Origin of the sequence: Bradyrhizobium sp. Mp19 (assembly GCF_029952935.1) — a bacterium.
Classification (GTDB): Bacteria; Pseudomonadota; Alphaproteobacteria; order Rhizobiales; family Xanthobacteraceae; genus Bradyrhizobium; species Bradyrhizobium elkanii.
Map to the genome: position 1 here is coordinate 300,865 of NZ_JASAUT010000004.1, position 23,658 is coordinate 324,522.

Genomic DNA, 23,658 nt, shown 5'->3' on the forward strand with positions numbered 1-23,658 from the left:
GCATCGCATGTGGGAGACACTGGCCCAGGCCGTGATCAACGGCCTGCTCATCGGCGGCATCTACGCGCTTGTCAGTATCGGCGTCACGCTGATCTTCGGCGTGGTCAAGATCGTCAACTTCGCCCAGGGCGAGTTCGTGATGATCGGGATGTATATCTCGTTCTTCCTCGCCACCCAGTTCGGCATCGATCCGCTGGTCTCGCTCGTGGTCTCGATGCCGGTGCTGTTCCTCGCCGGCGTCCTGATCCAGCATTTCCTGATCCGCAGGGTGCTGGGGCCGAACGACATGCCGCAGATCTTCCTGACCTTCGCGCTGTCGCTGTTGCTGCTCAATCTCTCGCTGATGTTGTTCAGCGCCAACTACCGCACCGTCCACACGTCCTATTCGGATGCGGCGTGACACATCGGCGGGCTGTACATACCGGTGGCGAAACTGATCGCCTTCGCGGTCGCAATGGCGCTGAGCGGGCTGCTGTGGGTGTTCCTGCACACCACGGATCTCGGCCGCGCCATGCGCGCGGCGTCGCAGAACCGCGACGTCGCGATGCTGATGGGGATCAATCCGAACCGCGTGTTCGCGGTCGCGTTCGGCACCGCGCTGGCGCTCGCGGGCGCCGCCGGCTCGCTGCTGATGCCGTTCTATTCGGCCTATCCATTCGTCGGCCAGGTGTTCGTGCTGATGGCGTTCGTCGCCGTCGTGATGGGCACGCTCGGCAATGTGATGGGCGCGCTGATCGCAAGCCTGATGATGGGCGTCGCGGAATCGCTCGGCATCCAGTTCGTCGGCGCCGATTCCGGCCTTATCGTGGTGTTCGCGCTGCTGCTGCTGACGCTTGCCTTCAGGCCGAGCGGGCTCGGCGCCAGGAGGGGCCGGTGATGCGGACGTCCAGCAACTTCAAATGGCTGTGGCTCGCGATCGGGGCCGCCGTCATGCTCGCCTTGCTCCAGCTCGTCACCTCATCGTTCGCGATCGACATCTTCATCCGCATCCTGCTGTTCTCCTTCATCGGCGTCGCCTGGAACCTGATGGGCGGCTACGCCAAGCAGCTGTCGCTCGGGCACGCCGCCTATTTCGGGCTCGGCGCCTACACCTCGACCATCATGCAGGTGAATTACGGCATCTCGCCCTGGATCGGGATGATCGCGGGCGGCGTGGTCGCGATGCTCGCGAGCCTGCCGATCGGCTGGCTCTGCTTCCGCCTGCGCGGCCCCTACTTCACCATCGCCACCATCGCGACCGCCCAGGTGCTGATGCTGATCTTCCTCAAGTTCCGCGACTTTGCCTGGGGCGCCGAAGGCACCACGATCCCGAACCTCGGCAGTGCGCCGTTGATGATGCAGTTCGAGGAGAAGTCGTCTTACTATTACGTCGTGCTCGGCCTGCTCGTGGTCGGGCTATGGATCACCCACAGAATCGAGAAATCCTGGATCGGCTACTATCTCGTCGCGATCGGCGAGGATGAGGACGCCGCCGAAGCGGTCGGCGTCAACGCGCCGAAGGTCAAGCGCGACATCTACATGATCAGCGCGTTCCTGACCGCGCTCGCTGGGACGTTCTACACGCAGTACATCTACTTCATCGATCCTGCGACCGCGTTCAGCTTCAACGTCTCGATCGAGGCGGCGCTGGTGTCGATCGTCGGCGGCATCGGCACGCTGTGGGGGCCGGTGATCGGCACCGTGCTGTTGGAGACCACGTCGGCGCTGCTGCAGAGCTGGCTCGGCAGCTCGGTGGGCGGCATCCAGCTCACGGTCTACAGCCTGATCCTGATGGCTGTGATCCTGTGGCGGCCGACCGGGCTGATCGGGTTCGCGATCGATATCTACCATCGCACCGCCCGGCGCAAGCCGGCGCGCGCCTGAGGTCGTCGCGATGGCAGAAGCACTGGTCATCAAGGGTCTCAGCAAGCGCTTCGGCGGCCTGCGTGCCGTCCAGGATGTCAGCTTCACCGTTCAGGAGAACGAGACGGTCGCGCTAATCGGGCCGAACGGCGCCGGCAAGACCACGAGCTTTCATTTGATCACGGGATTTCACCGGCCGGATTCCGGCTCGGTGCTCGCCTTCGGCCACGAGGTCGTGGGGCTCAAGCCGCATGACGTCTGCGCGCTCGGCCTTGCCCGCACCTTCCAGGTGGCAAAGCCGTTCGGCGCGATGACGGTGCTCGCCAATGTGATGACCGGCGCGTTCCTGCGCGACCGCCATATCGCGGCCGCGCGCAACAAGGCGCGCGAGGCGATCGAGTTCGTCGGCCTCGGCGCCAAGGAGCAGACGCCGGCCAAGGACCTCACCACCATCGACCAGCGCCGGCTGGAAATGGCCCGCGCGCTGGCAACGCAGCCCAGGATCCTGCTGCTCGATGAGGTGATGGCCGGGCTCAACCCGGCCGAGATCGACCAGGCGGTGGCGCTGGTGAAGAAGCTCTCCGCCAGCGGGCTGACCATCGTGATCGTCGAGCATGTGATGCGCGCGATCATGGCGGTGGCGCGCCACATCGTGGTGCTCGACCACGGCCAGAAGATCGCCGAGGGCGCGCCGAAGGAGATCGTGGAGAATCCGGAAGTGATCCGCGCCTATCTCGGCTCCTACGTGCATCCGCCGGCGCAGGGAGACGCCCATGCTTGAGCTCTCCCGCGTCAGCGCCAGCTACGGCTCGGTCCCCGCCATCACCGACGTCAGCATCTCCATTGGCGAGGGCGAAGCCGTCGGCCTGCTCGGTGCCAACGGTGCCGGCAAGAGCACGACGCTGCGCGCCGTCTCCGGCCTCGTCAAGCTGTTCAGCGGCAAGGTCACGTTCGATGGCGTCGACCTCGCCACGCTGCCGCCTTACCGGATTCCCGAGCTCGGCATCGCGCACGTCCCTGAAGGCCGCCAGGTGTTCCCGGAAATGACGGTGCAAGAGAATCTCGAGATCGGCGCCTACACGCCGAAGGCCAAGGCGGATCGCGCACGCACGATGGAGCTCGTCTACAGCATCTTCCCGCGGCTCGCCGACCGCAGGAAACAGCTCGCCGGCACCATGAGCGGCGGCGAGCAGCAGATGGTCGCGGTCGGCCGCGGGCTGATGTTGAAGCCCCGCCTGTTGATGCTGGACGAGCCCTCGCTCGGCCTCGCGCCTGTCATGACCGACGTGACCTTCGAGAAGATCGGCGAGATCCACAAAATGGGCACCGCGATCCTCTTGGTCGAGCAGAATGTCAGCCGCGCGCTGTCACTGGTGCAGCGCGCCTATGTGTTGGAAAGCGGCAACGTGATCATGCAGGGCACCAGCGCCGAGCTCGCAGGCAACAAGCAGGTACAGGCAGCGTATCTCGGGATTTGAGGCATCGTCTGCTAACCCGTCATCCTGAGGAGCCGCGTAGCGGCGTCTCGAAGGATGAATCGGCCACCAGCCGGGCCGTCGACCCTTCGAGACGCGCGTTCCGCGCTCCTCAGGGTGACGGTTTGTAAATTCCGCGTGCGCGGCTCTACGTCACCGCCGTCCGCTTCGGCTCGACAATCTCGAACATCCGCGGGAATTCGTCCATCAGCGCCATCAATTCACCGAGCCGCTGCGGCTCGCCTGATGCCTTGATCCTGCCGGCATCGACGGCGTCCGGGAACGTGGTCAGCTTGGCGATGACCTCGTCGAGCACGCTGCGCGCCAGCGTGAAGCTCGCCTGCGCATCGGCCGCCTGCGCACCCCCGACGTAGGTCAGGGCGGAATTCTCGAGATTGAGCACGAAGGTCTCGCCGGTGTCGGTGAAGCTCCAGTTCAGCACGAAGCGCTTGCCTTCGGCCTTGGGGCCGTTGAGGCGGATGCCGAGCACGTCCCAGAGCTGCTCGGTGCGCAGCGCAGCCAGCGTCTCGCGCGGCATCGGCGAGCGCGGCGGCGTCTTCGGCATGCCCTGCCGCAGTTCCTGCGCACCGAACAGATAGGCGTTGCGCCAGGTCGAGCTTTCCGCGGCGTAGCCGAGCTGCTCGAACGTATCGGCGAGGAGCGAACGCGCGGCCTGATTATCAGGCTCCGCGAACACGAGATGGCTGACGGCCTGCGCCACGAAACGGAATTCGCCCTTGGCAAAATCCGCCGCGGCGCGTTTCAGGATCGCATCGGCGCCGCCCATATACTCGACATATTTCTTGCCGGCCTCGACTGGCGGCAGCGGATCGAGATGGACCGGGTTGGCGTCGTACCAGCCGAGGTACTTCTGGTAGATCGCCTTCACGTTGTGCCTGATATGGCCGTAGTAGCCGCGGCCGTGCCAGGCGCCCTCCAGGCTCTGCGGCAGGCGGATCGTCTCGGCGATCTCGGCCGCGTTGAGGCCGTGGTTCATCAGACGGATGGTCTGGTCATGCGCGTATTTGTAGAGGTCGCGCTGCTCGCGGATCATGGTGTCGATCCGCGCCTGCCCCCACACCGGCCAGTGGTGCTGGCCGCACATCGCTTCCGCCTTGCCGCCCCACATCTGCAGCGCCTCGCCGAGATATTTCGACCAGGCCAGCGCATCGCGCACATCGGCGCCGCGGAACGGCAGCAGATTGTGGAAGTTGTGGGTGCAATTTTCGGCGAGGTTCAACAGCTTGTAGCGCGGGATGAAGAAATGCATCTCCGCCGGCGCTTCGCTGTTGGGCGCCATCTGGAATTCGAACTCGACGCCGTCGATCACGCGCTTGTCGCCGGTGGCGATGATCAAATCGGTCGGCCGCAGCAGCGCCACGCCACCCGCCGCCATGGTCTTGCCGAGGCCACAATCGACATGGCCGCGCACGCCCTTGGCGAGGAACGGCCCGAACTGGTATTGCGCGCGGCGCAGCATCGCCGGCCCCGCGATGATGTTCTCGGAGACCGCGTGCTCCATGAAGAAGTTCGGCGCGATGATCGGTACGCCCGCCGCCAGCATGGCGTCGTCGAGCACACCGCGCGCGCCGCCCCAATGGTCGGTGTGGGTATGCGTGAAGATCACGGCGGCGACCGGCCGCTTGCCGCGATGCTGGAAGTACAGCTCCATCGCGGCGCGCGCGCCCTCGATCGAGGTCAGCGTGTCGACCACGATGACGCCCTTGTCGCCCTCGATCAGCGTCATGTTGGCGATGTCGAGGCCGCGCACCTGGTAGACGCCCGGCACCACCTCGAACAGGCCGTGATGCATATTGAGCCGCGACTGCCGCCACAGGCTCGGATCGACGGTCGCGGGCGCTTTCTCCTCCGACAGGAATCCGTAAGGCTCGAGGCTCCAGACCACCCTGCCCTGGGCCGAGGTGACGCGCGCGTTCTCGATGGTGCCGAGAAAGCCGCGCGCGGCGTCGTCGAAATCCCTGGTGTCGGCGAACGGCAGCGCCTTGAGCGTCGCCGCGTGCTGCGCGATGACCGGTGCGGACGCCGCCTTCGGACCTTCGTGCGACGTTTCGCCTGCGGTTGTCTGGGCCATACTCAAGCACTCCCTCGATTGGCGGAAATCGGTTCCGATCGCGCTTCCCTCAGCGGAATTGTACGCCCTCGAACTGGCCGCTGCGGCGCCAGCCGTCGATATATTTGAAGTAGGCCAGCGCGCCCGAGGGATGGCCGACATTGAGCTTGGCGGCGGGACCGGGCTCACGGCCCTCATTGTTGTAGTAGCCGGGCGTGCAATCCGGCCCGCCGATCATCCGGCCGACGCCGGTCAGCAGCAGTTCGACCCAGCGATCCTCGGCTTCCTTGCTGACCTCGATTTCCTTGAAGCCGTTGTCCTGCGCGTGACCGACCATCAGCGCGATGGTGCGCGCCGCTTCGGTCAGATTGTGCGGCACGTTGGAGATCAGATTGGCGCCCTGGGTCGGCTGCACGAAGAACACGTTGGGGAAACCGTGCACGTGGATGCCGTGCTTGGAGTCGGAGGCCAAGCGGTCTTAGGAAGACAAATATGTCTGGCAACTCCTTGGCTCACAGAACGACATGGCTACGATCCGACTTCCGACCTCGAAGCCGGACGCGTAGATGATGCAGTCGAGCGCGTATTCCTTGCCGGCGACGACGATCCCGTTCTCGGTGATCTCCTCGACGCCTCTGCCGTCGGTATCGACCAGATGGGTGCTAGGGGTGTTGAACGCCTGAAGATAGGCGTCGTGGAAGCACGGCCGCTTGCAGAGCTGGCCGTACCAGGCCTTGAGATTCCTGGCGGTGTCGGCATCGCGGACGATGGTGTCGATCCGGTTGCGGATTTCCTCCATCTTCTCGAAGTCGGAATCCTCGAACGCCGCCCGCATGTTTTCCACGCTTCGCTGCTCGCGCGGCAGCAGCATGATCTTGGCGCGGATCCGCTTCGACAGGTCGGTCCAGCCGTCCTGCACCAGATCTTCCTCGGCCGATCCGCCGGCCTGGTTGGCGGTGAAATTCTCCAGCCAGCGCTGTTGCCAGCCCGGCGTCGCGATCTCGGCAAACCAGTCGGGATCGATCGGCCCGTTGCCGCGCACATCGACCGACGACGGCGTGCGCTGGAATACGTAGAGCTCCTTGCAGGCGCGCGCGAGGTGCGGAATGCATTGCACCGAGGTCGCGCCGGTGCCGATGATGCCGACGCGCTTGTCGGCAAGCCTCTCCATCAGCGCGCCCTTGGGATCGCCGCCGGTGTAGTCGTAATCCCAGCGGCTGGTGTGGAACGAGTGGCCCTTGTAGCGCTCGATGCCGGGAATGCCGGGCAGCTTCGGCACATGCAGCGGGCCGGTGCCGATGCCGACATATTGCGCGGTGAAGGCGTCGCCCCGCGTGGTGCGGACGGTCCAGCGCGATTGCGCCGCGTTCCAATCGAGGCTCGTCACCTCGGTGTGAAACAGCGCGTTGTCGTAGAGATTGAATTGCCGGCCGATCCGCTGGCAGTGCGCGAGGATCTCCGGCGCATGCGCGTATTTCTCCGACGGCATGTGGCCGGTCTCTTCGAGCAGCGGCATGTAGACCATCGACGCCGTGTCGCACTGCGCGCCCGGATACCGGTTCCAGTACCAGGTGCCGCCGAAATCGCCGCCCTTCTCGACGATGCGGACATCCTTGATCCCGGCCTCGGTCAGCCGCGCCGCGGTGGCGAGCCCGGCAAAACCACCGCCGATGAAGGCGAAGGTGACGTGGTCGGTCTTCGGCGCGCGCTCAACGACCGGCGTGTAGGGATCGTCGAGATAGTGCGCGAGCTGGCCCTTGATCTGGAGATACTGGTCGTTGCCGTCGGGACGCAGCCGCTTGTTGCGTTCCTCCTGATACTTCAGGCGCAGCCGCGCCTTGTCGATCGCGGCGGGCTTTGCGTCTCGGGCTTGCTCGGTCATCGTCATCGGGAGGCGCCTCGCTCCAGCGGTTCCTTGTCCTTATTCCCGGCAGATAAACCGATATCGACACGATTTGCAAATTCATTTCGATATATTGACAAATCTGACCATCTGAGACCAATATTCCGTATGACAGCATCTTCCCCTGCCGAGGTTCAGGCGGATCCGTCCTTTGCGACCACCCTGGCGCATGGCCTCGACGTGCTGGCGGCATTTCGCCGTCATCCGGGCTCGCTGTCGAATGCCGAGCTCGCGTTGCATACCGGCCTGTCGCGGCCGACGGTGTCGCGGCTGACCTACACGCTCGAGCAGCTCGGCTATCTCAGGCGCGACACCAAGGGCCGCTTCGTGCTCGGGCTGGGCGCGCTCGCCGCCGCCTATCCTGTGTTGTCCTCGCTGAAGGTGCGCCAGCTCGCGCGTCCGCTGATGCGCGACTTCGCGACCTATGCCGGCGGTACGGTGTCGATCGCGATGCCGTTCGGCATCGACTTCATCTATGTCGAGACGCTGCGCACGACGGATACGGCGCCGCACGTGCCCGACGTCGGCTTTGTCAGCACGCTGGCGCCGACCGCGGTCGGGCGCGCACTGCTGTCGCTGTTCACCGACGAAGAGCTCGGCGCCTATGTCGCGCGCGTCAAGGCCGAGCGCCCCGACGAGTTCGACTACGTGCAGAAGCGCACGTTGCCCGACATCGAATTGTGCCGCGAGCGCGGCTTTGCCGTCTCGCTCGGCGAATGGCGGCGCGAGATCTTCGGCGTCGCCGCCCCGCTCTATCGCACGCCGACCGGCGAATGCCTGTCGGTCAATTGCGGCGTCCCCTCTTTCCGCTTCAGCGCCGAGCAGATCGAGCGCGAATGCGGCCCGCGCATCCTCGGACTCGCCCGCAGCATCCGCGCGCTGGTGGAGGAAGGCTAACAGGCGAACCCGCGGCATGGGTCGCCTCACCTCACATCATTGCGAACCGACAACGGCCGCGGTCACGCTAGTCATGCGATGCCGGCCCGTTGTCGCGGTAGGCCCACAGGCATTCGCGCGGCAACTCGACCTGTGCCTCGACGCCGACCTGATGGCGCGCGGCGGTGCCGAGTTCGATCGCTTCCAGCCGCTTGCCGAACAGCTCGATGCCGTAGGCGGTCTGGGTGCCCTGATATCTGCGGTCGAGCACCTTGGCCGAGAACGTGTTGGCGCCGTCGGGCCGACCGATCGCGATGTTTTCGGGCCGCAGCGCGATCCGCACTTTCTCGTCCGGCTTGAGCGCCTGGCACAGCGCGACCTCGCCTCGCCGGCCGTCACCGAAATCGACCACGCCATAGCGGCCATTGCATGTGACGAGCGTGCCTGCGAGCTCGTTGGTGGCACCGGTGAAATTGGCGACGAACAGATCGGCCGGCCGATTGTAGATCACGTCGGGCGTATCCATCTGCAACAGCTTGCCGTCGCGCATCACGCCGATCCGGTCGCCGAGCACGACCGCCTCGGCCTGGTCATGGGTGACGTAGAGCGCGGTCATTCCGGTCTGCTTGAGGATGACGCGAAGATCGTCGCGCAGCCGCAGGCGCAGTTTGGCATCGAGGTTCGATAGCGGCTCGTCGAGCAGCAACAGTTGCGGCCGGTACACCATGCTGCGCGCCAGCGCGACGCGCTGCATCTGGCCGCCCGACAGCGCCACCACCGGGCGGTCGGCATAGTCGGACAGTCCGACCAGCGCCAGCGCCTCCTCGACCATGCGGGCAGCATCGGTGCGCCCGATCCTGCGGTGCTTCAGCGGATAGATCACGTTCTGCCGCACCGTCATATGCGGCCACACCGCATAGGACTGGAACACCATGCCGAGATCGCGCGAACGCGGCGGCACGAGAATGCCGCTTGCCGGCGACGAAACCACCCGCCCGGAAATGCTGATCTCGCCACCGGTCGGATGCTCGAGCCCGGCGACGCAGCGCAGCGTCGTGGTCTTGCCGCAGCCGGACGGCCCCAGCAGCACCACGATCTCGCCGGCCGGCACGCCAAAGCTGACGCCGTCGATGGCCGGGCGGCCGATCGAAAACTGCTTCCTGAGATCGGTGACTTCGAGCGTCGCCGTCATCGCTGCACCATCAGCCTATTGCCGGTAGCCAAACGTCTTGTCCCAGTCCGCGACCCACGCCGCATGCAGCTTCACATACTCGTCGAACTTCGGATACCAGAGCTTGACCACCTTTGGATCGAACCCCTCCGGATATGCCGGCGGCGCCTTCAGGGATGTGAGATTGCCGAGCTCCTTGATCATGAAGGTCTGTCCTTCCTTGGACAGGCACCAGTTCAGGAACAGCTTTGCTGCGTTGGGGTGAGCCGCCGTCTTCGGAATGCCGGTCGCGTAGGGATTGACCGGAGCACCTTCAGGCGGAAAGAAGATCTCGATCGGCGCGCCGTCCTTCTTCTTCTGGTAGATCACGTTGTAGAGCAGCGGCGCGATCGCGATCTCGCCGCGCACCAGCGCATCGGCCGTCGGCGCGCCGGAGGGATACAGCACCGGATGGGTCGCGGCCTGCTTGGCCCAGTAGTCTTCGCCGAGCACCTGGCGCTCGAACATGATCCGCGTCCAGGTGGTGCCGCCGGACTGCGCGAACACCTGCCCGATCAGCTTGTCATATTGCGGCTTGGTCAGGTCCATCCAGGATTTCGGCGGATCCTTCACCAGCTCGGTGTTGTAGGCGATCGACCAGGCGATCGTCGCGCGCGGCCAGTATTTCGGCGAGATCAGCGCATGCGGATCGTAATCGGCCGCGTTCGGCGGCGCGTAATCCTGGAACAGGTCCTCCAGCGGCTGCATCAGCGCGCGGTCGGAGTGGTCGACGACATCGGCGATCAGCTTGCCGGCCGCGGCCTCCGTCTTGACGCGGGTGATCAGCTGGCCGCCGGGCGCGCGGACCATCTCGACCTTGATCTCGGGAAAGCGCTTGTTGAAGGCCTTGATGACCTGCTGCTCGATCTCGGCGAAGTTCGCGGTGTAGTAGACGAGCTTGCCTTCGGACTTGGCCGCCGCGATCAACTCCGTCGAGCCGAACTCCTGCGCCTGTGCCGCAGGCGCCAATGCAAGCGCCGCCACGCTTGCCAAGGCCAGTGTGGTGAAGGTTCGTCTATCCATCGCAATCCTCCCCTTATTCGTTGTTATCCGGTCCGCGCCACGTTGCCCTGCGCTGATCCGCGCGACAGCCAGTTGGCGCCGCCGATCAGGACGCCGAGCAGCACCGTCTGCACCAGGCTGAAGGCCGCGGTCTTGCCGATATTGCCGCCCTCGTAATAGTCGAGCAGCAGCACCGACATCACCATGGTGTTGCTGGTGTAGAGGAACAGCGACGAGCCGAGCTCGCGGATCGCCAGCACGAACAGCAGCGTCATCGACGCCAGCACGCCCGGCCTCGCCAGCGGCAACACGATGGTCCTGATGGTGCCGAGCACGCCCTTGCCGCAGACCCAGGCCGCCTCCTCGAGCTCGCGGTGGATTTGCAGGAACGAGGTCGACAGCGCCTTCACGGTGTCCGGCATGAAGCGCGCGATGAAGGCCAGCGCGAGAATCCAGATCGTGCCGTAGAGCCCGCCCGGTATGCCGATCCAGGCCCAGAGATAGGCGACGCCGACCACCAGCCCGGGGATCGCGACCGGCAGGGTCGAGATCAGGTCGATGGCGCCGCGCCCGCTGACGCGGGTGCGATGAATGGTGTAGCCGATCGCAAAGGCGAGCGCGCCGCCGACAACAGCCGTGATGACGCCCACCTCGACCGCATTGTAGATCGACCGCATCGTCAACGGATTGTCGAAGATGCTCTCGAAATGCGTCAGCGAATATTGCCGCATGTCGAACAGGCTCGCGACGTCGCGGATGAACATGAACTTGCGGAACGCCGCGACGATCAGTGCCAGCGACGGCAGCACTACGACGATGAGGAGGTAGACGATCCCGATCGCGAAGGTGAGCCAGCGCCACGGCCCGAGATCGAGGCTGCGCGGCCGGAACGCCTTGCCCGCGACGGTGGTATAGCTGCGTCCGCTCAGCAGCTTCTGCTGCAGATAGACCAGCAGCCCCGTGACCACCATCAGGATGATGGCGACCGCCGCCGCGGTGTTGTAGAGCGGCGGCGACCAGTTGGTGAGCTTGAAGATGTAGGTGGTGAGCACGTTCAGGTTGGTCGGCGCGCCGAGCACGGCCGGGATGCCGTAGATGCCGAGCATCACGATGAACGACAGCAGCATGCCCGAGACGATAGCCGGCATGATCAGCGGGAACGTCACCGTGAACAGGGTCGCGACCGGGCTCGCGCCGGAGATTTCCGCGGCCTCCTCCAGGCTCGGGTCCATGTTGCGCAGCGCCGACGAGGTGAACATGTAGACGTACGGCGCGTAGTAGATGCCGAACACGAACACCAGGCCCCACATCGAATAGAGATCGACGCGCAGGTCGGAGCCCATCCACTTGAACATCGTGTTGATTAAGCCGGTCTTCGGCGAACCGAGAATGGCCCAGGCCACCCCCGCGACCAGCGGCGGCGCGAACAGCGGCAGGATGCTGGCGGCGGCGATGAAGCCCTTGAACGGCGTGTTGGTGCGCACCACGATCCAGGAGAACAGGAGCCCGATCGCGACCGCGATCACCGTGCCGCCACCGCAGGCGATCAGCGTGTTGAGTAGCGCTTCGGCGACGTTCGGATTGGCCAGCACGGCGAGGAAATTGGCGATCGACAAATGGCTCAGGCTGAGACGGATGCCGTCGACCACCGGATTGGTGTCGGTGAGCGCGCCGAGCAGCAGCATGAAGACGGGATAGATGACCAGGAAGGTCAGGATCGCCAGCAATGCCGCGACCCAGAGGCCGGTGAACGCGCGGCGGCGAGTTCCCTCGCTGGCGCTTCGCATGGCTTCGCTGCGCCGGTCGGCCTGTCCGTGCAATGCGCGTTCCCTCTTGCGGCCCGATCTGACGCCGGGCCTGCTTGTATACCAAGGGTAGTCGATCGCGACTGTGACGCAAGCTATCCGAAAGTCGCTTGGGCGCGTTTCTGTGACGCAGCGCGGGAACACGAATTCGGATTGATCGCGCTCGCGGGCCACAATCTCGGTGTCGTCCCTGCGAAAGCAGGGACCCATACCCCGCGGCGGATGTTGTGAGCGGGACTCGTCGTATCAGCATCGCGCAACAATCGGCATTTGTGGTTATGGGTCCCTGCTTTCGCAGGGACGACAGTGGCTGTGTAGGCTGCCGGGACGTCGGCCCGGAACAGTCCGGGCCGACGTCGGCGTTCTAGGCAAGGTAATTGCCTTCGAGCGCCGGCATGATGTCGAGCACTTCGAAGTAATGGTCCCAGAACCTCGTCTCGCGCAGGTGGTCGCAGAACCACGCCCAGGCCGAGAGGTCATCGGTCTCGCAGATCATGACGTCGGTCGCCCTGGTCGAGAAGGCCTCCGGCTCGAACCAGCGCACCTTCAGCTCCGGACGGCGCCGGAGCAAAGGAATGACCTCCTCATGCAGGAAGGCGAGGCGCTGCTCGGTCTTCAGATCGAGCCAATGCCGCCTGGTCTTGACCATGACAAAGATGTGAAACCTGTGCGGATCGTCCTCGTGTTCGGGAAGCACGGGGGACGAGGTCGTTTGCAGTGTCACCATTGATCGGTTCTCCTTTCACGCCCATAATGTGAGTAATTGCTCATATTCTACAACTCGCGTTTTGGGAGATGCCCGTCATGCCGGCGAAGCGGCGTACAAAGGCCCGGAAAGAGCCGCTTCAGCAGCGTTCGCGGGAAACCGTGGCCGTGATTCTGGAAGCGGCGGCTCGCGTTTTGGAAGCGCGCGGGCTCGAGGGCTACAACACCAATGCGGTGGCCGAGCGAGGCGGGATCAGTGTCGGCTCGGTGTATCAGTACTTTCCCAACAAGGACGCGCTGACGCTGGCTTTGATCACGAGGTTCGAGGACGCGCTGCTGGCGAAAGTGCGGGATGCAGTCGCGGCCTCCGAGGGCAAGAGCCTGACGGCGTCGCTCAACCTGATCGTTCAGGCCCAGCTCGAGGCGCATGCCGAGCGAGCCGGGCTCAATCGCATTCTGGAGGCCGAGGAGGATCGGCTGCGCCCCGCGTCATCGGGCACGTCAGCAGCCGACGAATTGAAGGAACTGGTCGCCGCCCTGCTGGCCCGGCATCGTCGTGAGATCGCAAGGCCAGTCGACGATGACGCCGTCGAGGATTTGATCGTGATCAGCCGCGCCATGGTCGACCACGCGCTTCAAAAGGACCTCTCGCAGGCTGCGGCCAGCCGCCGGGTGCTGCGCGCCATCGAAGGATATCTGTTCGGTCCGCGGCGGGACTTTTGACACTTCCGGCTAGGCCGCTTCGCATACGCATCATGCAATGCCGCGGCTGGGGAACGGGATGCCGGCGTAGTACATGGCGATCCCGGAGACACTTACAGGCATGCTCGAGAAGACCCCGACCACCGCGGCTGCGGCACCGATCACCGATGGTTTGCCTTGGGAGACCCGGCGCTGGGCGGTGGCAGCGATCTTCACGGCGCTGGCGATGGCTTCGCTCGATACCGCGATCGCCAACATCGCGCTGCCGGCGATCGCGAGCGATCTGCATGTCAGCCCTGCGGAAGTGGTCTGGGTCGTCAACGTCTATCAGATCGCGCTGGTCGCGACGCTGCTGCCGCTCGGCGCGCTCGGCGAGATCGTCGGCCATCAGCGAATCTATCTCGGCGGCCTGCTGCTGTTCACATTGGCGTCACTCGGCTGTGCGCTGGCGTGGTCGCTGCCGAGCCTGCTGGTCGCGCGCACCTTGCAGGGGCTCGGCGCCAGCGGCCTGATGAGCGTCAACACCGCGCTGGTGCGCTTCGTCTATCCGAGCCGGATGCACGGCCGCGGCTTCGGCCACAATGCGCTCGTGGTCGCGACCGCCTTTACGCTGGGGCCGACCATCGCCTCCGGAATCCTCGCGCTCGGACCATGGCCCTGGCTGTTCGCCGTCAACATTCCCTTCGGCGTCGTCGCGTTGCTGATCGGCATGAAGACGCTGCCGACGACGCCGCGCGCCACCCACGCTTTCGACTTCACCGGCGCGGCACTGGCCTGCGCCTGTCTCGGCCTCTTCATCATCGGCATCGGCAGCGCCGCGCACAAGGCCGCGCCGGCGCTCGTCATCGCCGAGCTTGTCGGCGCCGTCCTGTTCGGATGGATCCTGACCCGGCGGCATGCCGATCATCCGGCGCCGATGCTGCCGATCGACCTGTTCCGGCGGCCGATCTTCGCGTTGTCCGCCGCGACCGCCGTCTGCTCATTCGCTGTGCAGGGCCTCGCCTTCGTATCGCTACCCTTCTACTTCGAGGACATATTGCACCGCTCGCAGGTCGAGACCGGCTTCTTCATGACGCCCTGGCCACTGGTGGTCGCCTTCATGGCACCGATCGGCGGCCGGCTGTCGGACCGCTATCCGGCCGGCATCCTCGGCGGCATCGGCATGCTGCTGCTGGGGCTTGGCATGGTGCTGCTCGCGACCTTGCCGGCCGAGCCCAGCGTCGCCAACATCGTCTGGCGCACGATGATCTGCGGCATCGGCTTCGGCTTCTTCCAGACCCCCAACATGAAGGCGATCATGTCGAGCGCGCCGTCGCATCGGAGCGGCAGCGCCAGCGGCATCGTCGCGACCGCGCGGCTGACCGGGCAGACCACCGGCGCTGCCCTCGCCGCGCTCTGCTTCGCGCTGGCCGACCGCGAGGGTGCCACCGTGGCGCTGGCGCTGGGTGCCGGATTTGCCGCGCTCGGCAGCGTCATGAGCTTCCTGCGCCTCGCGGTCGCATCACCGCAAAAGTCATGACAGGTATGCGGCGCGCACAGTCCGCGGCCAAACACCACAGCATCAAATTTCTTTCGCGCTGCGAGCGCATTTTCTTGATTTGAACCGTTCCAGTTTCAAGGCCAACATCGCCCCGCAGTCCGGTCGGAGGATCGGACCATTCAGGGGATCGCGATGGCAAACCTCAAAATTAACGGCAAGACAATAAATGTAGACGTCGAGGACGACACGCCACTGTTGTGGGCGATTCGCGAAAACGTCGGACTGACAGGGACCAAGTACGGCTGCGGCATCGCCCAATGCGGCGCCTGCACCGTGCATATCGACGGCGTCGCGATGCGCTCCTGCGGCGTCACGGTGAGCGAGGCGGCCGGCAAGGAGATCACCACGATCGAGGGTCTCGCGGCGGGCGGCGTGATGCACAAGGTGCAGCTCGCCTGGATCGCCAGCGACGTGCCGCAATGCGGCTATTGCCAGAGCGGCATGATCATGGCCGTCGCGGCGCTCTTGAAGGACAATCCGAAGCCGACCGACGACGACATCAACGACGCCATCACCAATATCTGCCGCTGCGGCACCTTCCAGCAGGTGCGCGAGGCGATCCATGCTGCCGCGAACGCATAAGGACGCAGCGATGAACCAGCACGTCATGCCAAAGCTCAATCGCCGCGCCTTTGTGATCGGCACCGCAACCGCCGGCGCCGGCCTCGCGCTCGGCCTCGACCTGCCGTTCGGCGGCCCCGCCGTGGTGCGCGCAGCCGACGGCGCGCCGGAAGTCAATGCCTGGGTCGTGATCCGGCCCGACGACACCGTGGTGATCCGCATCGCCCGCTCCGAGATGGGCCAGGGCACGCTGACCGGCCTCGCCCAGCTCGTCGCCGAAGAACTGGAATGCGACTGGTCGAAGGTCACGACAGAATATCCGACGCCCGGCCAAAGCGTCGCCCGCAAGCGCGCCTGGGGCGATTTCTCAACCGGCGGCAGCCGTGGCATCCGCACCTCGCAGGACTATGTCCGCAAGGGCGGCGCCACCGCGCGCGTGATGCTGATCCAGGCAGCAGCCAACGAGTGGAAGGTGCCGGCCTCGGAGTGCAAGGTCTCCAACGGTGTCGTCACCCACACGCCCTCGGGCAAGACGACGACCTACGGCAAGGTCGCGGAAGCCGCGGCCAAGCTCGAGCCGCCGGCCGACGTCAAGCTGAAGGACCCGAAGGACTGGACCATCGCCGGCAAGGGCCTGAAGCGGCTCGACACATCAGACAAGACCACCGGCAAGATGGTCTACGGCATCGACGTCAAGCTGCCGGGCATGCTGAACGCCGCGATCAAGGACTGCCCGGTGTTCGGCGGCAAGGTGAAGAGCTTTGACGAGGCCAAGATCGCCGGCATGAAGGGCGTCAAGAAGGTGGTGCAGGTCGGCGACAGCGCCGTTGCCGTGGTCGCCGACACCTGGTGGCACGCCAAGACTGCGCTGGATGCGCTGCCGATCGTCTGGGACGAAGGCCCCAACGCCAAGGTCTCCAGCGAGACGATCGCGACATGGCTCGCCGAGGGTCTCGACAATGCGCAGCCGGCCTACATCGGCAACCAGAATGGCGATGCAAAGGCGGCGATCGCCAGCGCTGCCAAGAAGGTCGAGGCGGTCTACAGCTATCCTTACCAGAACCACGCCACGATGGAGCCGATGAACGCCACCGTGCTCTACACCCCTGACAAATGCGAGGTGTGGTGCGGCACGCAGAATGGCGAGGCGGCCTTCGCCGCGGCGCTCGAGGCCTCCGGCCTGCCGGCGGAGAAGGTCGACGTGCACAAGCTGATGCTCGGCGGCGGCTTCGGCCGGCGCGGCATGACCGACTATGTGCGGCAGGCGGTGGCGATCGCCAAGCAGATGCCGGGCACGCCGATCAAGCTGCTGTGGTCGCGCGAAGAAGACATGCAGCACGGCAAGTATCACCCGATCACGCAGTGCAAGCTGACCGGTGCGTTCGATACCGACAACAATCTGGTCGCGCTGCACTACCGGCTATCGGGTCAATCCATCCTGTTCTCGGTGCGCCCGGAAGCACTGCAGAACGGCATGGACCCCGCCGCGTTCCAGGGCGTCGCGCAAGCCGGCGAGGCCGCGATCGGCTATTCGGTGCCGAACCTGCTGGTCGAGCATTCGATGCGCAACCCGCACGTCCCGCCGGGCTTCTGGCGAGGCGTCAACGTCAACCACAACGCCATCTACATGGAATGCTTCATGGACGAGCTGGCGCTGGCTGTCGGCCAGGACCCGCTCGAATTCCGCCGCAAACTGATGCGCAAGCACCCCAAGCATCTCGCCGTGCTCAATGCCGTGGCCGAGAAGATCGGCTGGGGCACGCCGGCGCCGCAGGGCGTCTATCGCGGCATCGCGCAGGTGATGGGCTATGGCAGCTATGTTGCCGGCGCCGCCGAGATCTCGGTGACCGACGGCAGCAAGATCAAGGTGCATCGCATCGTCGCCTCCACCGACCCCGGCTATGTCGTCAACCCGGCGCAAGTGGAGCGGCAGATCGCGGGCTCCTTCGTCTACGGCCTCAGCGCGCTGTTCTACGGCGGCTGCACCGTGAAGGACGGCCGCATCGAGCAGACCAATTTCGACACCTACAACTCGATGCGCATCAACGAAATGCCGAAGGTGGAATCGGTGATGGTGCCGAGCGGCGGGTTCTGGGGCGGCGTCGGCGAGCCGACCATCGGCGTTGCGGCGCCGGCGGTGCTCAACGCCTATTTCGCCGCGACCGGAAAGCGCATCCGCAGCTTCCCGCTGCGCAACCAGAACATCAGCTTCGCCTGATCAAACCGGAAGCGGCGGCCGCAACCGGCCGCCGCTTCCCTTTTTCGGATTCTCGCGCATGGCCGTCACGCGTCATCAGACGCGCAGGGATGTGATCCGTGGCGCCGCTGCCGTCGCAGCGGCCGCCTTGGCGCGTCCGGCGTTGGCGCAGGCTGCGCCGCGCATCGCGGTGATCGGCGGCGGCTTCGGCGGCGTGGCCTGCGCGCGCGCGCTGCGGCGGCTCGACACGAAGCTTCAGGTCACGCTGATCGAGCCGAACAGGACTTTCACCGCCTGCCCGTTCAGCAACGAGGTGATCGCGGGTCTGCGCGAGCTTGCCGCACAGCAATTCACCTATGACAAGGTTGCGGCCGACGGCATCACGGTTGCCGCGCAGGCGGCGACGAAGGTCGATGCCCAGGCGCGCGGCATCGCGCTCGCTGACGGCACGACGCTGTCCTATGACCGGCTGGTGCTGGCCCCCGGCATCGACATGCGCTTCGAGGCCCTGCCCGGCTATGACGAGACGGCGGCGGAGAAGATGCCGCATGCCTGGAAGGCCGGCGAGCAAACCATGCTGCTGCGCAAGCAGCTTGAAGCCATGGACGATGGCGGCCTCGTCGTGATCGCAGTGCCGGCTGCGCCGCTGCGCTGTCCGCCCGCGCCTTACGAGCGCGCCAGCCTGATCGCGCATTATCTGAAGGCGAACAAGCCGCGCTCGAAGATCCTGGTGCTCGATGCCAAGGACAATTACTCGCAGCAGAAGCTGTTCGAGAAGGCTTGGGCGGAGCTCTATCCCGGCATGATCGAACGGATCGCGCTGTCGCAGGGCGGACGGGTAAGTCGGAGGCCAAGCGGTCTTAGGAAGACAAATATGTCTGGCAACTCCTTGGCTCACAGAACGACATGGCTACGATCCGACTTCGCTGACATCGCCGGAGCCGCCGACCATACCGGCTGGTGCCCGATCGATCCCGTCAGCTTTGCTTCAAAGCTCGTTCCCAACATCCACGTCATCGGTGATGCCGCGATCGCCGGCGGCATTCCGAAATCCGCCTCCGCCGCGGCGGCGCAGGGCCTGGCCTGCGCGGCCGCGATCGTCAACTCACTTGCGGGCAAGGCGCCGGAGACACCGCGGCTCGATGGCGCCTGCTACAACACGGTCGCGCCCGGCTACGCCTTCTCGCTGAAGGGCATCTATCAGCCCAAGGAGGATCAGTACGCCGAGGCGGAGGTCACCACGAGCCCGGTCGATGCGCCTCGCGAGGTGCGCCAGCGTGAAGCCGATCAGGCGGTCGACTGGTTCAAGAGGATCACTGGAGAGGCGTTTGGCTAGGCTCGCCCGCACAATGCTTCTCGCCGCGGGACTGTTCGCAGCCTGCTGGCCCGCCGGCGCCGAAGAGCTCCGGCCCTACACCGTCGTGGGCGATGCGATTCCAGCCTCGCTGACGGGAACCAAGGGCGATGTCGCGCGCGGCCGCACGCTGATCGTCGAGCGTTCCTCCACTTGCATCCTCTGTCACAGCGGCCCATTTCCCGAGCAGGCGTTCCAGGGCGACCTCGCGCCGAACCTCAGTGGCAGCGGAAGCCGCTGGTCGGAAGGACAGTTGCGGCTCCGCCTGGTCGATGCGTCGCATCTCAATGCGGCGACGATCATGCCGTCCTACTATCGCGTCGACGGGCTCGTGCGTGTCGGCACCTCATGGCGCGGCAAGCCGATCCTGTCGGCGGAGCAGATCGAGGATCTCGTGGCTTACTTGACGACACTGCGGAACTAGGACCAAGCGATGGCGATTTCCGACTCCACCACACGCCGGACATTCCTGAGCCTCACCGGCGGTGCCGCCGCGCTGGTGATCGTGCGCCCCGTGGACGCGTCGCCGGCAATGCTGTCGGCCGCGATCCGCAATGTCGTCGGCGAGGCCAATGTGCACACCGGCAAGGTCAAGCTCGACATACCGCCGCTGGTCGAGAACGGCAACACGGTGCCGATGACGGTCAGCGTCACGAGCCCGATGACGGCGGATGAGTATGTGAAGAGCATCCACGTCTTCAACGAGAAGAACCCGCAGCCGAACATCGGTAACTTCTATCTCGGGCCGCGCGCCGGACGCGCCCAGGTGTCGACCCGCATCCGCCTCGCCGACAGCCAGAAGGTCACCGCCATCGCGCGGCTGTCCGACGACACGTTCTGGTCGGCAACCGCCGACGTCGTGGTGACGCTCGCCGCCTGCACCGAGGAGGCGATCTGATGCCGTCGGCCCTGATCAATGTCCCGGCCAAGGCCAAGCGCGGCAGTGTCATCGAGATCAAGACATTGATGTCGCATATCATGGAGACCGGCTACCGCCACACCGCCTCGGGCAGCGTGGTGCCGCGCGACATCATCACGAGCTTCACTTGCCGCTTCAACGGTGAGGAAGTGTTCCGCGCCGATCTGTTTCCTGCGATCGCGGCCAATCCGTTCATCACCTTTTTCACGACGGTGACCGAGAGCGGCAAGTTCGAATTCGAGTGGATCGGCGACAAGGGATTTTCGGAGACCGCGCAGGCTTCGATCACGGTCGAATGAAGATCGCGGTCCGCATCGCACTGCTGACGGCGATGGCGGGCGCCGCGCTCGCCGACGAGATTCCGCAAGGCGAACGCCGCTCCGGCTACAGTTTCATGAGCCCGGACACCAAGGCGATGCAGGACGAGGACACCGCCAATCCCGGCATTCTGTCCGTGCTCGACGGCGAGGCCTTGTGGACGCGCAAGGCCGGCGGTGCAAACATGGCCTGCGCCGACTGCCACAACGACGCCAGCGCCGGCATGAAGGGCGTCGCGGCGCACTATCCGGCCTTCGACAAGGCGCTGGGAAAGCCGGTCGACCTCGAGGGACGGATCAACCTCTGCCGCACCAACCACCAGCAGGCCTCGCCCTTCGCCTATGAAAGCCGTGAGCTGCTGGCGCTGACCGCCTATGTCGCACGGCAATCGCGCGGCATGCCGATTACGGCCGGCGACGATCCGGAACTCGCGCCGTTCGTCGAACAAGGCCACGCGCTATTCATGAGGCGGCAGGGCCAGCTCAATCTCGGCTGCACCAACTGCCACGATGATAACTGGGACAAGAAGCTCGCGGGCAGCGCGATCACGCAAGGCCAGCCGACCGGCTATCCGCTGTACCGGCTGGAATGGCAGGCGCTCGGATCGTTGCAGCGGCGGCTGCGCGCCTGCATCACCGGCATCCGCGCGCAGGCTTATGATTATGGTTCGCCGGAGCTGGTCGAGCTCGAGCTCTATCTGATGACGCGGGCGCGCGGCATGCCGGTCGAGACGCCGGCGGTCAGGCCCTAGCGCCAACCCTCATGGTGAGGAGCGCGAAAGCGCGTCTCGAACCATGAGGCCCCAGTCGGGCCTCGCCCTTCGAGACGCTTGCTGCGCAAGCTCCTCAGGGTGAGGAGATGGAGTTACTGCGTAGCGGTCAGCGCTCAGCGAACGCCTTCTCGACCACGAACTGCGCGGGCTCGCCGTGATTGCCCTCGACGAAGCCGCGGCCGTTCAGCAGCGTGCGGGTGTCGGCGACCAGCGCGGGCGAGCCGCAGATCATGACGCGGTCATGCGCAGCATCGAGCGCCGGCAGGCCGATGTCGGTGAACAGCTTGCCCGAGGTGATGAGGTCGGTGATGCGGCCGCGGTTGCGGAACGGATCGCGCGTCACGGTCGGGTAGTAGATCAGCTGGTCGCGCACCAATTCGCCGATCAGCTCGTCCTGCGGCAGCTTCTCGGTGATCATCTCGCCATAGGCGAGCTCCTTGACGCGGCGGCAGCCGTGCAGCAGCACGACCTTCTCGAAGCGGTCGTAGGTCTCGGGATCCTTGATCACGCTGAGGAACGGCGCAAGCCCGGTGCCGGTGCCGACCAGATAGAGGTTGCGACCATCCTCGAGGTTGTCGATGACAAGCGTGCCGGTCGCCTTGCGGCTGACGATGATCTCGTCGCCTTCCTTCAGGTGCTGGAGGCGCGAGGTCAGCGGGCCGTCCGGAACCTTGATCGAGAAGAACTCCAGCGTGTCCTCGTAATTCGCGCTCGCGACGCTGTAGGCCCGCAGCAGCGGCTTCTCGCCGACCTTGAGCCCGATCATGGTGAACTCGCCGTTGCGGAAGCGGAACGACGGATTGCGCGTGGTTTTGAAGGAGAACAGCGTGTCGGTCCAGTGGTGAACGCTGAGGACGCTTTCCTGGTTGAAATTGCTCATCGTCAGTTTCCTTGACGCGCGGGCCGGATTGGCGGCAAAATCATTTGTACACGATCGTTCGTATACAAATGAATAATCCAGCTTGATCCGGCCGTCAAGCCACGGGCACAATGGCCGGCGAAGGCATTGAACCAAAAGGAAAAACCATGGCGCACGATGCACCCCAGGCGACCGGTCCGAGCAAGCTGGTGATCCGCAATATCGGGCTGTTGCTGTCGGGGGCCCTGGAGAAGCCGATCCTGGATGCCGATACCATCGTCGCCGAGAACGGCAAGATATCCGCGATCGGCCGCCTCAAGGACGTCGACACCGAAGGCGCCACCACCATCGTCGATGCCAACGGCACGACGGTCGCGCCCGGCCTGATCGACAGCCACGTCCACCCCGTGGCCGGCGACTGGACGCCGCGGCAGAACCAGATCAACTGGATCGACAGCTATCTGCATGGCGGCGTCACCACCATGATCTCCGCCGGCGAGGTGCACATGCCCGGGCGGCCGCGCGACGTCGTCGGGCTGAAGGCGATGGCGATCTTCGCGCAACGCGCGTTCTGGACGCTGCGTCCGGGCGGCGTGAAGGTGCATGCCGGCGCGCCCGTGATCGAATGCGAGATGGTGGAGGACGATTTCAAGGAAATGGCCGCCGCCGGCGTCAAGCTGCTCGGCGAGGTCGGGCTCGGCGGCGTCAAGGATGGACCGACCGCGCGCAAGATGGTCGGCTGGGCGCGCAAATACGGCATTCAGAGCACGATCCACACCGGCGGCCCGTCAATCCCGGGCTCCGGCCTGATCGACAAGGACGTGGTGCTGGAGGCCGACACCGATGTGGTCGGCCACATCAATGGCGGCCACACCGCCCTGCCCGACGACCAGATCCGCTGCATCTGCGAGGGCTGCAAGCGCGGGCTCGAGCTGGTGCACAACGGCAATGAGCGCTCGGCGCTGTTCACACTGCGCACCGCGCGCGAGATGGGCGATTTGCACCGCGTCATCCTCGGCACCGACGCGCCGGCCGGCTCCGGCGTGCAGCCGCTCGGCATCCTGCGGATGGTCTCGCTCTTGTCCTCGCTCGGCGAGCTCCCGGCCGAGCTGGCGTTCTGCCTGGCGACCGGCAACACCGCGCGGATGCGCGAGCTCGATTGCGGCCTGATCGAGGTCGGCCGCTCGGCCGATTTCGTGCTGATGGACAAGGCACAGCATTCGCCGGGCAAGAACATCCTGGAGAGCGTTCAGCTCGGCGATCTCCCGGGCATCGGCATGACCATCATCGACGGCATCGTCCGCACCCAGCGCAGCCGCAACACGCCGCCCGCGGGCAAGGTGCCGGAGATCGTGGCGAAGTAGCAGGCGAGAGCAACTCTTAATCCGTCACCCTGAGGTGCACGCGCAAGCGTGCCTCGAAGGGTGCACGGCCCGGCCGTCGCCCTTCGAGACGGTCGCTTCGCGACCTCCTCAGAGCTTGTGACCCTATGAGTTGCGAGCGCGGCATTTGCCCTGGTAAGGCGATGGCGCGATCGGAAGGATGCC

At 65.4% G+C, this 23,658-nt stretch carries 20 protein-coding genes and 2 pseudogenes; 15 read left to right on the forward strand and 7 right to left on the reverse strand.

The window, feature by feature from the left end; translation table 11 throughout:
- Positions 1-7 precede the first annotated feature (7 nt).
- The 4 genes and pseudogenes from QJT82_RS07895 (at position 8) to QJT82_RS07910 (ending at position 3,320) form a co-directional block, all read left to right on the forward strand.
- A pseudogene (locus tag QJT82_RS07895) lies at positions 8-877 on the forward strand (branched-chain amino acid ABC transporter permease).
- Positions 877-1,863, forward strand: a complete 987-nt coding sequence (locus QJT82_RS07900) for a branched-chain amino acid ABC transporter permease (RefSeq protein WP_028338887.1) — start codon at positions 877-879, stop codon at positions 1,861-1,863. The pseudogene QJT82_RS07895 and the gene QJT82_RS07900 overlap by 1 nt, the downstream one beginning before the upstream one ends.
- A 10-nt stretch (positions 1,864-1,873) precedes the next feature.
- Complete coding sequence (locus tag QJT82_RS07905; protein WP_028338888.1) at positions 1,874-2,623, forward strand: ABC transporter ATP-binding protein; 750 nt, start codon at positions 1,874-1,876, stop codon at positions 2,621-2,623.
- On the forward strand, positions 2,616-3,320 hold the full coding sequence (locus QJT82_RS07910; protein ID WP_028338889.1) for an ABC transporter ATP-binding protein: 705 nt from the start codon (positions 2,616-2,618) through the stop codon (positions 3,318-3,320). The genes QJT82_RS07905 and QJT82_RS07910 overlap by 8 nt, the downstream gene beginning before the upstream one ends.
- Positions 3,321-3,465: 145 nt before the next feature.
- Here the strand turns inward: QJT82_RS07910 and QJT82_RS07915 are convergent, their stop codons facing one another.
- Both QJT82_RS07915 and QJT82_RS07920 read right to left on the reverse strand, forming a co-directional pair.
- Positions 3,466-5,409, reverse strand: a complete 1,944-nt coding sequence (locus QJT82_RS07915) for an alkyl sulfatase dimerization domain-containing protein (protein WP_028338890.1) — start codon at positions 5,407-5,409, stop codon at positions 3,466-3,468.
- 49 nt (positions 5,410-5,458) lie between these two features.
- A pseudogene (locus QJT82_RS07920) lies at positions 5,459-7,276 on the reverse strand (NAD(P)/FAD-dependent oxidoreductase).
- A gap of 123 nt (positions 7,277-7,399) precedes the next feature.
- On the opposite strand from QJT82_RS07920, the gene QJT82_RS07925 reads away from it, so the two are divergent.
- Positions 7,400-8,188 carry an IclR family transcriptional regulator gene (locus QJT82_RS07925; protein WP_028338892.1) on the forward strand — a complete coding sequence of 263 codons (789 nt, stop codon included), beginning with the start codon at positions 7,400-7,402 and terminating at the stop codon, positions 8,186-8,188.
- 67 nt (positions 8,189-8,255) lie between these two features.
- Here the strand turns inward: QJT82_RS07925 and QJT82_RS07930 are convergent, their stop codons facing one another.
- From QJT82_RS07930 to QJT82_RS07945, 4 genes are all read right to left on the reverse strand, one after another.
- The gene (locus QJT82_RS07930; protein ID WP_028338893.1) at positions 8,256-9,359 is read right to left on the reverse strand and encodes an ABC transporter ATP-binding protein; all 1,104 of its coding nucleotides are present in this window, start codon (positions 9,357-9,359) and stop codon (positions 8,256-8,258) included.
- Between the two features lie 15 nt (positions 9,360-9,374).
- Positions 9,375-10,400 (reverse strand): extracellular solute-binding protein, encoded by a 1,026-nt coding sequence (locus QJT82_RS07935; RefSeq protein ID WP_245288631.1) that lies wholly within the window; start codon positions 10,398-10,400, stop codon positions 9,375-9,377.
- A gap of 23 nt (positions 10,401-10,423) precedes the next feature.
- Positions 10,424-12,166, reverse strand: a complete 1,743-nt coding sequence (locus QJT82_RS07940; protein WP_028338895.1) for an iron ABC transporter permease — start codon at positions 12,164-12,166, stop codon at positions 10,424-10,426.
- Positions 12,167-12,548: 382 nt separating this feature from the next.
- Positions 12,549-12,911, reverse strand: a complete 363-nt coding sequence (locus QJT82_RS07945; protein WP_028338896.1) for a darcynin family protein — start codon at positions 12,909-12,911, stop codon at positions 12,549-12,551.
- 77 nt (positions 12,912-12,988) lie between these two features.
- Here QJT82_RS07945 and QJT82_RS07950 point away from each other — a divergent pair, with 77 nt between their 5' ends.
- From QJT82_RS07950 to soxA, 9 genes are all read left to right on the forward strand, one after another.
- Positions 12,989-13,612, forward strand: a complete 624-nt coding sequence (locus QJT82_RS07950) for a TetR/AcrR family transcriptional regulator (protein WP_196238118.1) — start codon at positions 12,989-12,991, stop codon at positions 13,610-13,612.
- 100 nt (positions 13,613-13,712) lie between these two features.
- Positions 13,713-15,110 carry an MFS transporter gene (locus QJT82_RS07955; RefSeq protein WP_028338898.1) on the forward strand — a complete coding sequence of 466 codons (1,398 nt, stop codon included), beginning with the start codon at positions 13,713-13,715 and terminating at the stop codon, positions 15,108-15,110.
- Positions 15,111-15,263: 153 nt separating this feature from the next.
- Positions 15,264-15,713 (forward strand): (2Fe-2S)-binding protein, encoded by a 450-nt coding sequence (locus tag QJT82_RS07960; protein WP_028338899.1) that lies wholly within the window; start codon positions 15,264-15,266, stop codon positions 15,711-15,713.
- Positions 15,714-15,723: 10 nt separating this feature from the next.
- Positions 15,724-17,910, forward strand: coding sequence for a molybdopterin cofactor-binding domain-containing protein (locus QJT82_RS07965; protein WP_028338900.1), 2,187 nt, complete (start codon positions 15,724-15,726; stop codon positions 17,908-17,910).
- Positions 17,911-17,968: 58 nt separating this feature from the next.
- The gene (locus QJT82_RS07970) at positions 17,969-19,225 is read left to right on the forward strand and encodes an NAD(P)/FAD-dependent oxidoreductase (RefSeq protein ID WP_281446629.1); all 1,257 of its coding nucleotides are present in this window, start codon (positions 17,969-17,971) and stop codon (positions 19,223-19,225) included.
- Between the two features lie 13 nt (positions 19,226-19,238).
- Positions 19,239-19,667, forward strand: coding sequence for a sulfur oxidation c-type cytochrome SoxX (soxX, locus tag QJT82_RS07975; protein WP_028338902.1), 429 nt, complete (start codon positions 19,239-19,241; stop codon positions 19,665-19,667).
- A gap of 9 nt (positions 19,668-19,676) precedes the next feature.
- Positions 19,677-20,141, forward strand: a complete 465-nt coding sequence (locus QJT82_RS07980) for a SoxY-related AACIE arm protein (protein WP_028338903.1) — start codon at positions 19,677-19,679, stop codon at positions 20,139-20,141.
- Positions 20,141-20,461 (forward strand): thiosulfate oxidation carrier complex protein SoxZ, encoded by a 321-nt coding sequence (gene soxZ / locus QJT82_RS07985; protein ID WP_028338904.1) that lies wholly within the window; start codon positions 20,141-20,143, stop codon positions 20,459-20,461. The genes QJT82_RS07980 and soxZ overlap by 1 nt, the downstream gene beginning before the upstream one ends.
- Positions 20,458-21,231, forward strand: a complete 774-nt coding sequence (soxA, locus tag QJT82_RS07990; protein WP_028338905.1) for a sulfur oxidation c-type cytochrome SoxA — start codon at positions 20,458-20,460, stop codon at positions 21,229-21,231. Before soxZ ends, soxA begins: the two co-directional genes overlap by 4 nt.
- Positions 21,232-21,358: 127 nt before the next feature.
- Here soxA and QJT82_RS07995 read toward each other — a convergent pair whose 3' ends face one another.
- A complete protein-coding gene (locus QJT82_RS07995; protein ID WP_018270450.1) occupies positions 21,359-22,132 on the reverse strand; it encodes a ferredoxin--NADP reductase in 774 nt (257 codons plus the stop codon).
- Between the two features lie 146 nt (positions 22,133-22,278).
- On the opposite strand from QJT82_RS07995, the gene QJT82_RS08000 reads away from it, so the two are divergent.
- Positions 22,279-23,475, forward strand: a complete 1,197-nt coding sequence (locus QJT82_RS08000; protein WP_028338906.1) for an amidohydrolase family protein — start codon at positions 22,279-22,281, stop codon at positions 23,473-23,475.
- The last annotated feature ends 183 nt before the right edge of the window (positions 23,476-23,658 follow it).

What these genes read in the sequence shown, in the direction of transcription:
- soxA (WP_028338905.1), top strand. Translation starts at nt 20,458, where the DNA reads ATGAAGATCGCGGTCCGCATCGCACTGCTGACGGCGATGGCGGGCGCC.
- QJT82_RS07960 (WP_028338899.1), top strand. Translation starts at nt 15,264, where the DNA reads ATGGCAAACCTCAAAATTAACGGCAAGACAATAAATGTAGACGTCGAG.
- QJT82_RS07950 (WP_196238118.1), top strand. Translation starts at nt 12,989, where the DNA reads ATGCCGGCGAAGCGGCGTACAAAGGCCCGGAAAGAGCCGCTTCAGCAG.
- QJT82_RS08000 (WP_028338906.1), top strand. Translation starts at nt 22,279, where the DNA reads ATGGCGCACGATGCACCCCAGGCGACCGGTCCGAGCAAGCTGGTGATC.
- QJT82_RS07955 (WP_028338898.1), top strand. Translation starts at nt 13,713, where the DNA reads ATGCTCGAGAAGACCCCGACCACCGCGGCTGCGGCACCGATCACCGAT.
- QJT82_RS07980 (WP_028338903.1), top strand. Translation starts at nt 19,677, where the DNA reads ATGGCGATTTCCGACTCCACCACACGCCGGACATTCCTGAGCCTCACC.
- QJT82_RS07940 (WP_028338895.1), bottom strand. Translation starts at nt 12,166, where the DNA reads ATGCGAAGCGCCAGCGAGGGAACTCGCCGCCGCGCGTTCACCGGCCTC.
- QJT82_RS07930 (WP_028338893.1), bottom strand. Translation starts at nt 9,359, where the DNA reads ATGACGGCGACGCTCGAAGTCACCGATCTCAGGAAGCAGTTTTCGATC.
- QJT82_RS07915 (WP_028338890.1), bottom strand. Translation starts at nt 5,409, where the DNA reads ATGGCCCAGACAACCGCAGGCGAAACGTCGCACGAAGGTCCGAAGGCG.
- soxZ (WP_028338904.1), top strand. Translation starts at nt 20,141, where the DNA reads ATGCCGTCGGCCCTGATCAATGTCCCGGCCAAGGCCAAGCGCGGCAGT.
- QJT82_RS07910 (WP_028338889.1), top strand. Translation starts at nt 2,616, where the DNA reads ATGCTTGAGCTCTCCCGCGTCAGCGCCAGCTACGGCTCGGTCCCCGCC.
- QJT82_RS07970 (WP_281446629.1), top strand. Translation starts at nt 17,969, where the DNA reads ATGGCCGTCACGCGTCATCAGACGCGCAGGGATGTGATCCGTGGCGCC.
- QJT82_RS07900 (WP_028338887.1), top strand. Translation starts at nt 877, where the DNA reads ATGCGGACGTCCAGCAACTTCAAATGGCTGTGGCTCGCGATCGGGGCC.
- QJT82_RS07905 (WP_028338888.1), top strand. Translation starts at nt 1,874, where the DNA reads ATGGCAGAAGCACTGGTCATCAAGGGTCTCAGCAAGCGCTTCGGCGGC.
- QJT82_RS07935 (WP_245288631.1), bottom strand. Translation starts at nt 10,400, where the DNA reads ATGGATAGACGAACCTTCACCACACTGGCCTTGGCAAGCGTGGCGGCG.
- QJT82_RS07945 (WP_028338896.1), bottom strand. Translation starts at nt 12,911, where the DNA reads ATGGTGACACTGCAAACGACCTCGTCCCCCGTGCTTCCCGAACACGAG.
- QJT82_RS07995 (WP_018270450.1), bottom strand. Translation starts at nt 22,132, where the DNA reads ATGAGCAATTTCAACCAGGAAAGCGTCCTCAGCGTTCACCACTGGACC.
- QJT82_RS07925 (WP_028338892.1), top strand. Translation starts at nt 7,400, where the DNA reads ATGACAGCATCTTCCCCTGCCGAGGTTCAGGCGGATCCGTCCTTTGCG.
- soxX (WP_028338902.1), top strand. Translation starts at nt 19,239, where the DNA reads ATGCTTCTCGCCGCGGGACTGTTCGCAGCCTGCTGGCCCGCCGGCGCC.
- QJT82_RS07965 (WP_028338900.1), top strand. Translation starts at nt 15,724, where the DNA reads ATGAACCAGCACGTCATGCCAAAGCTCAATCGCCGCGCCTTTGTGATC.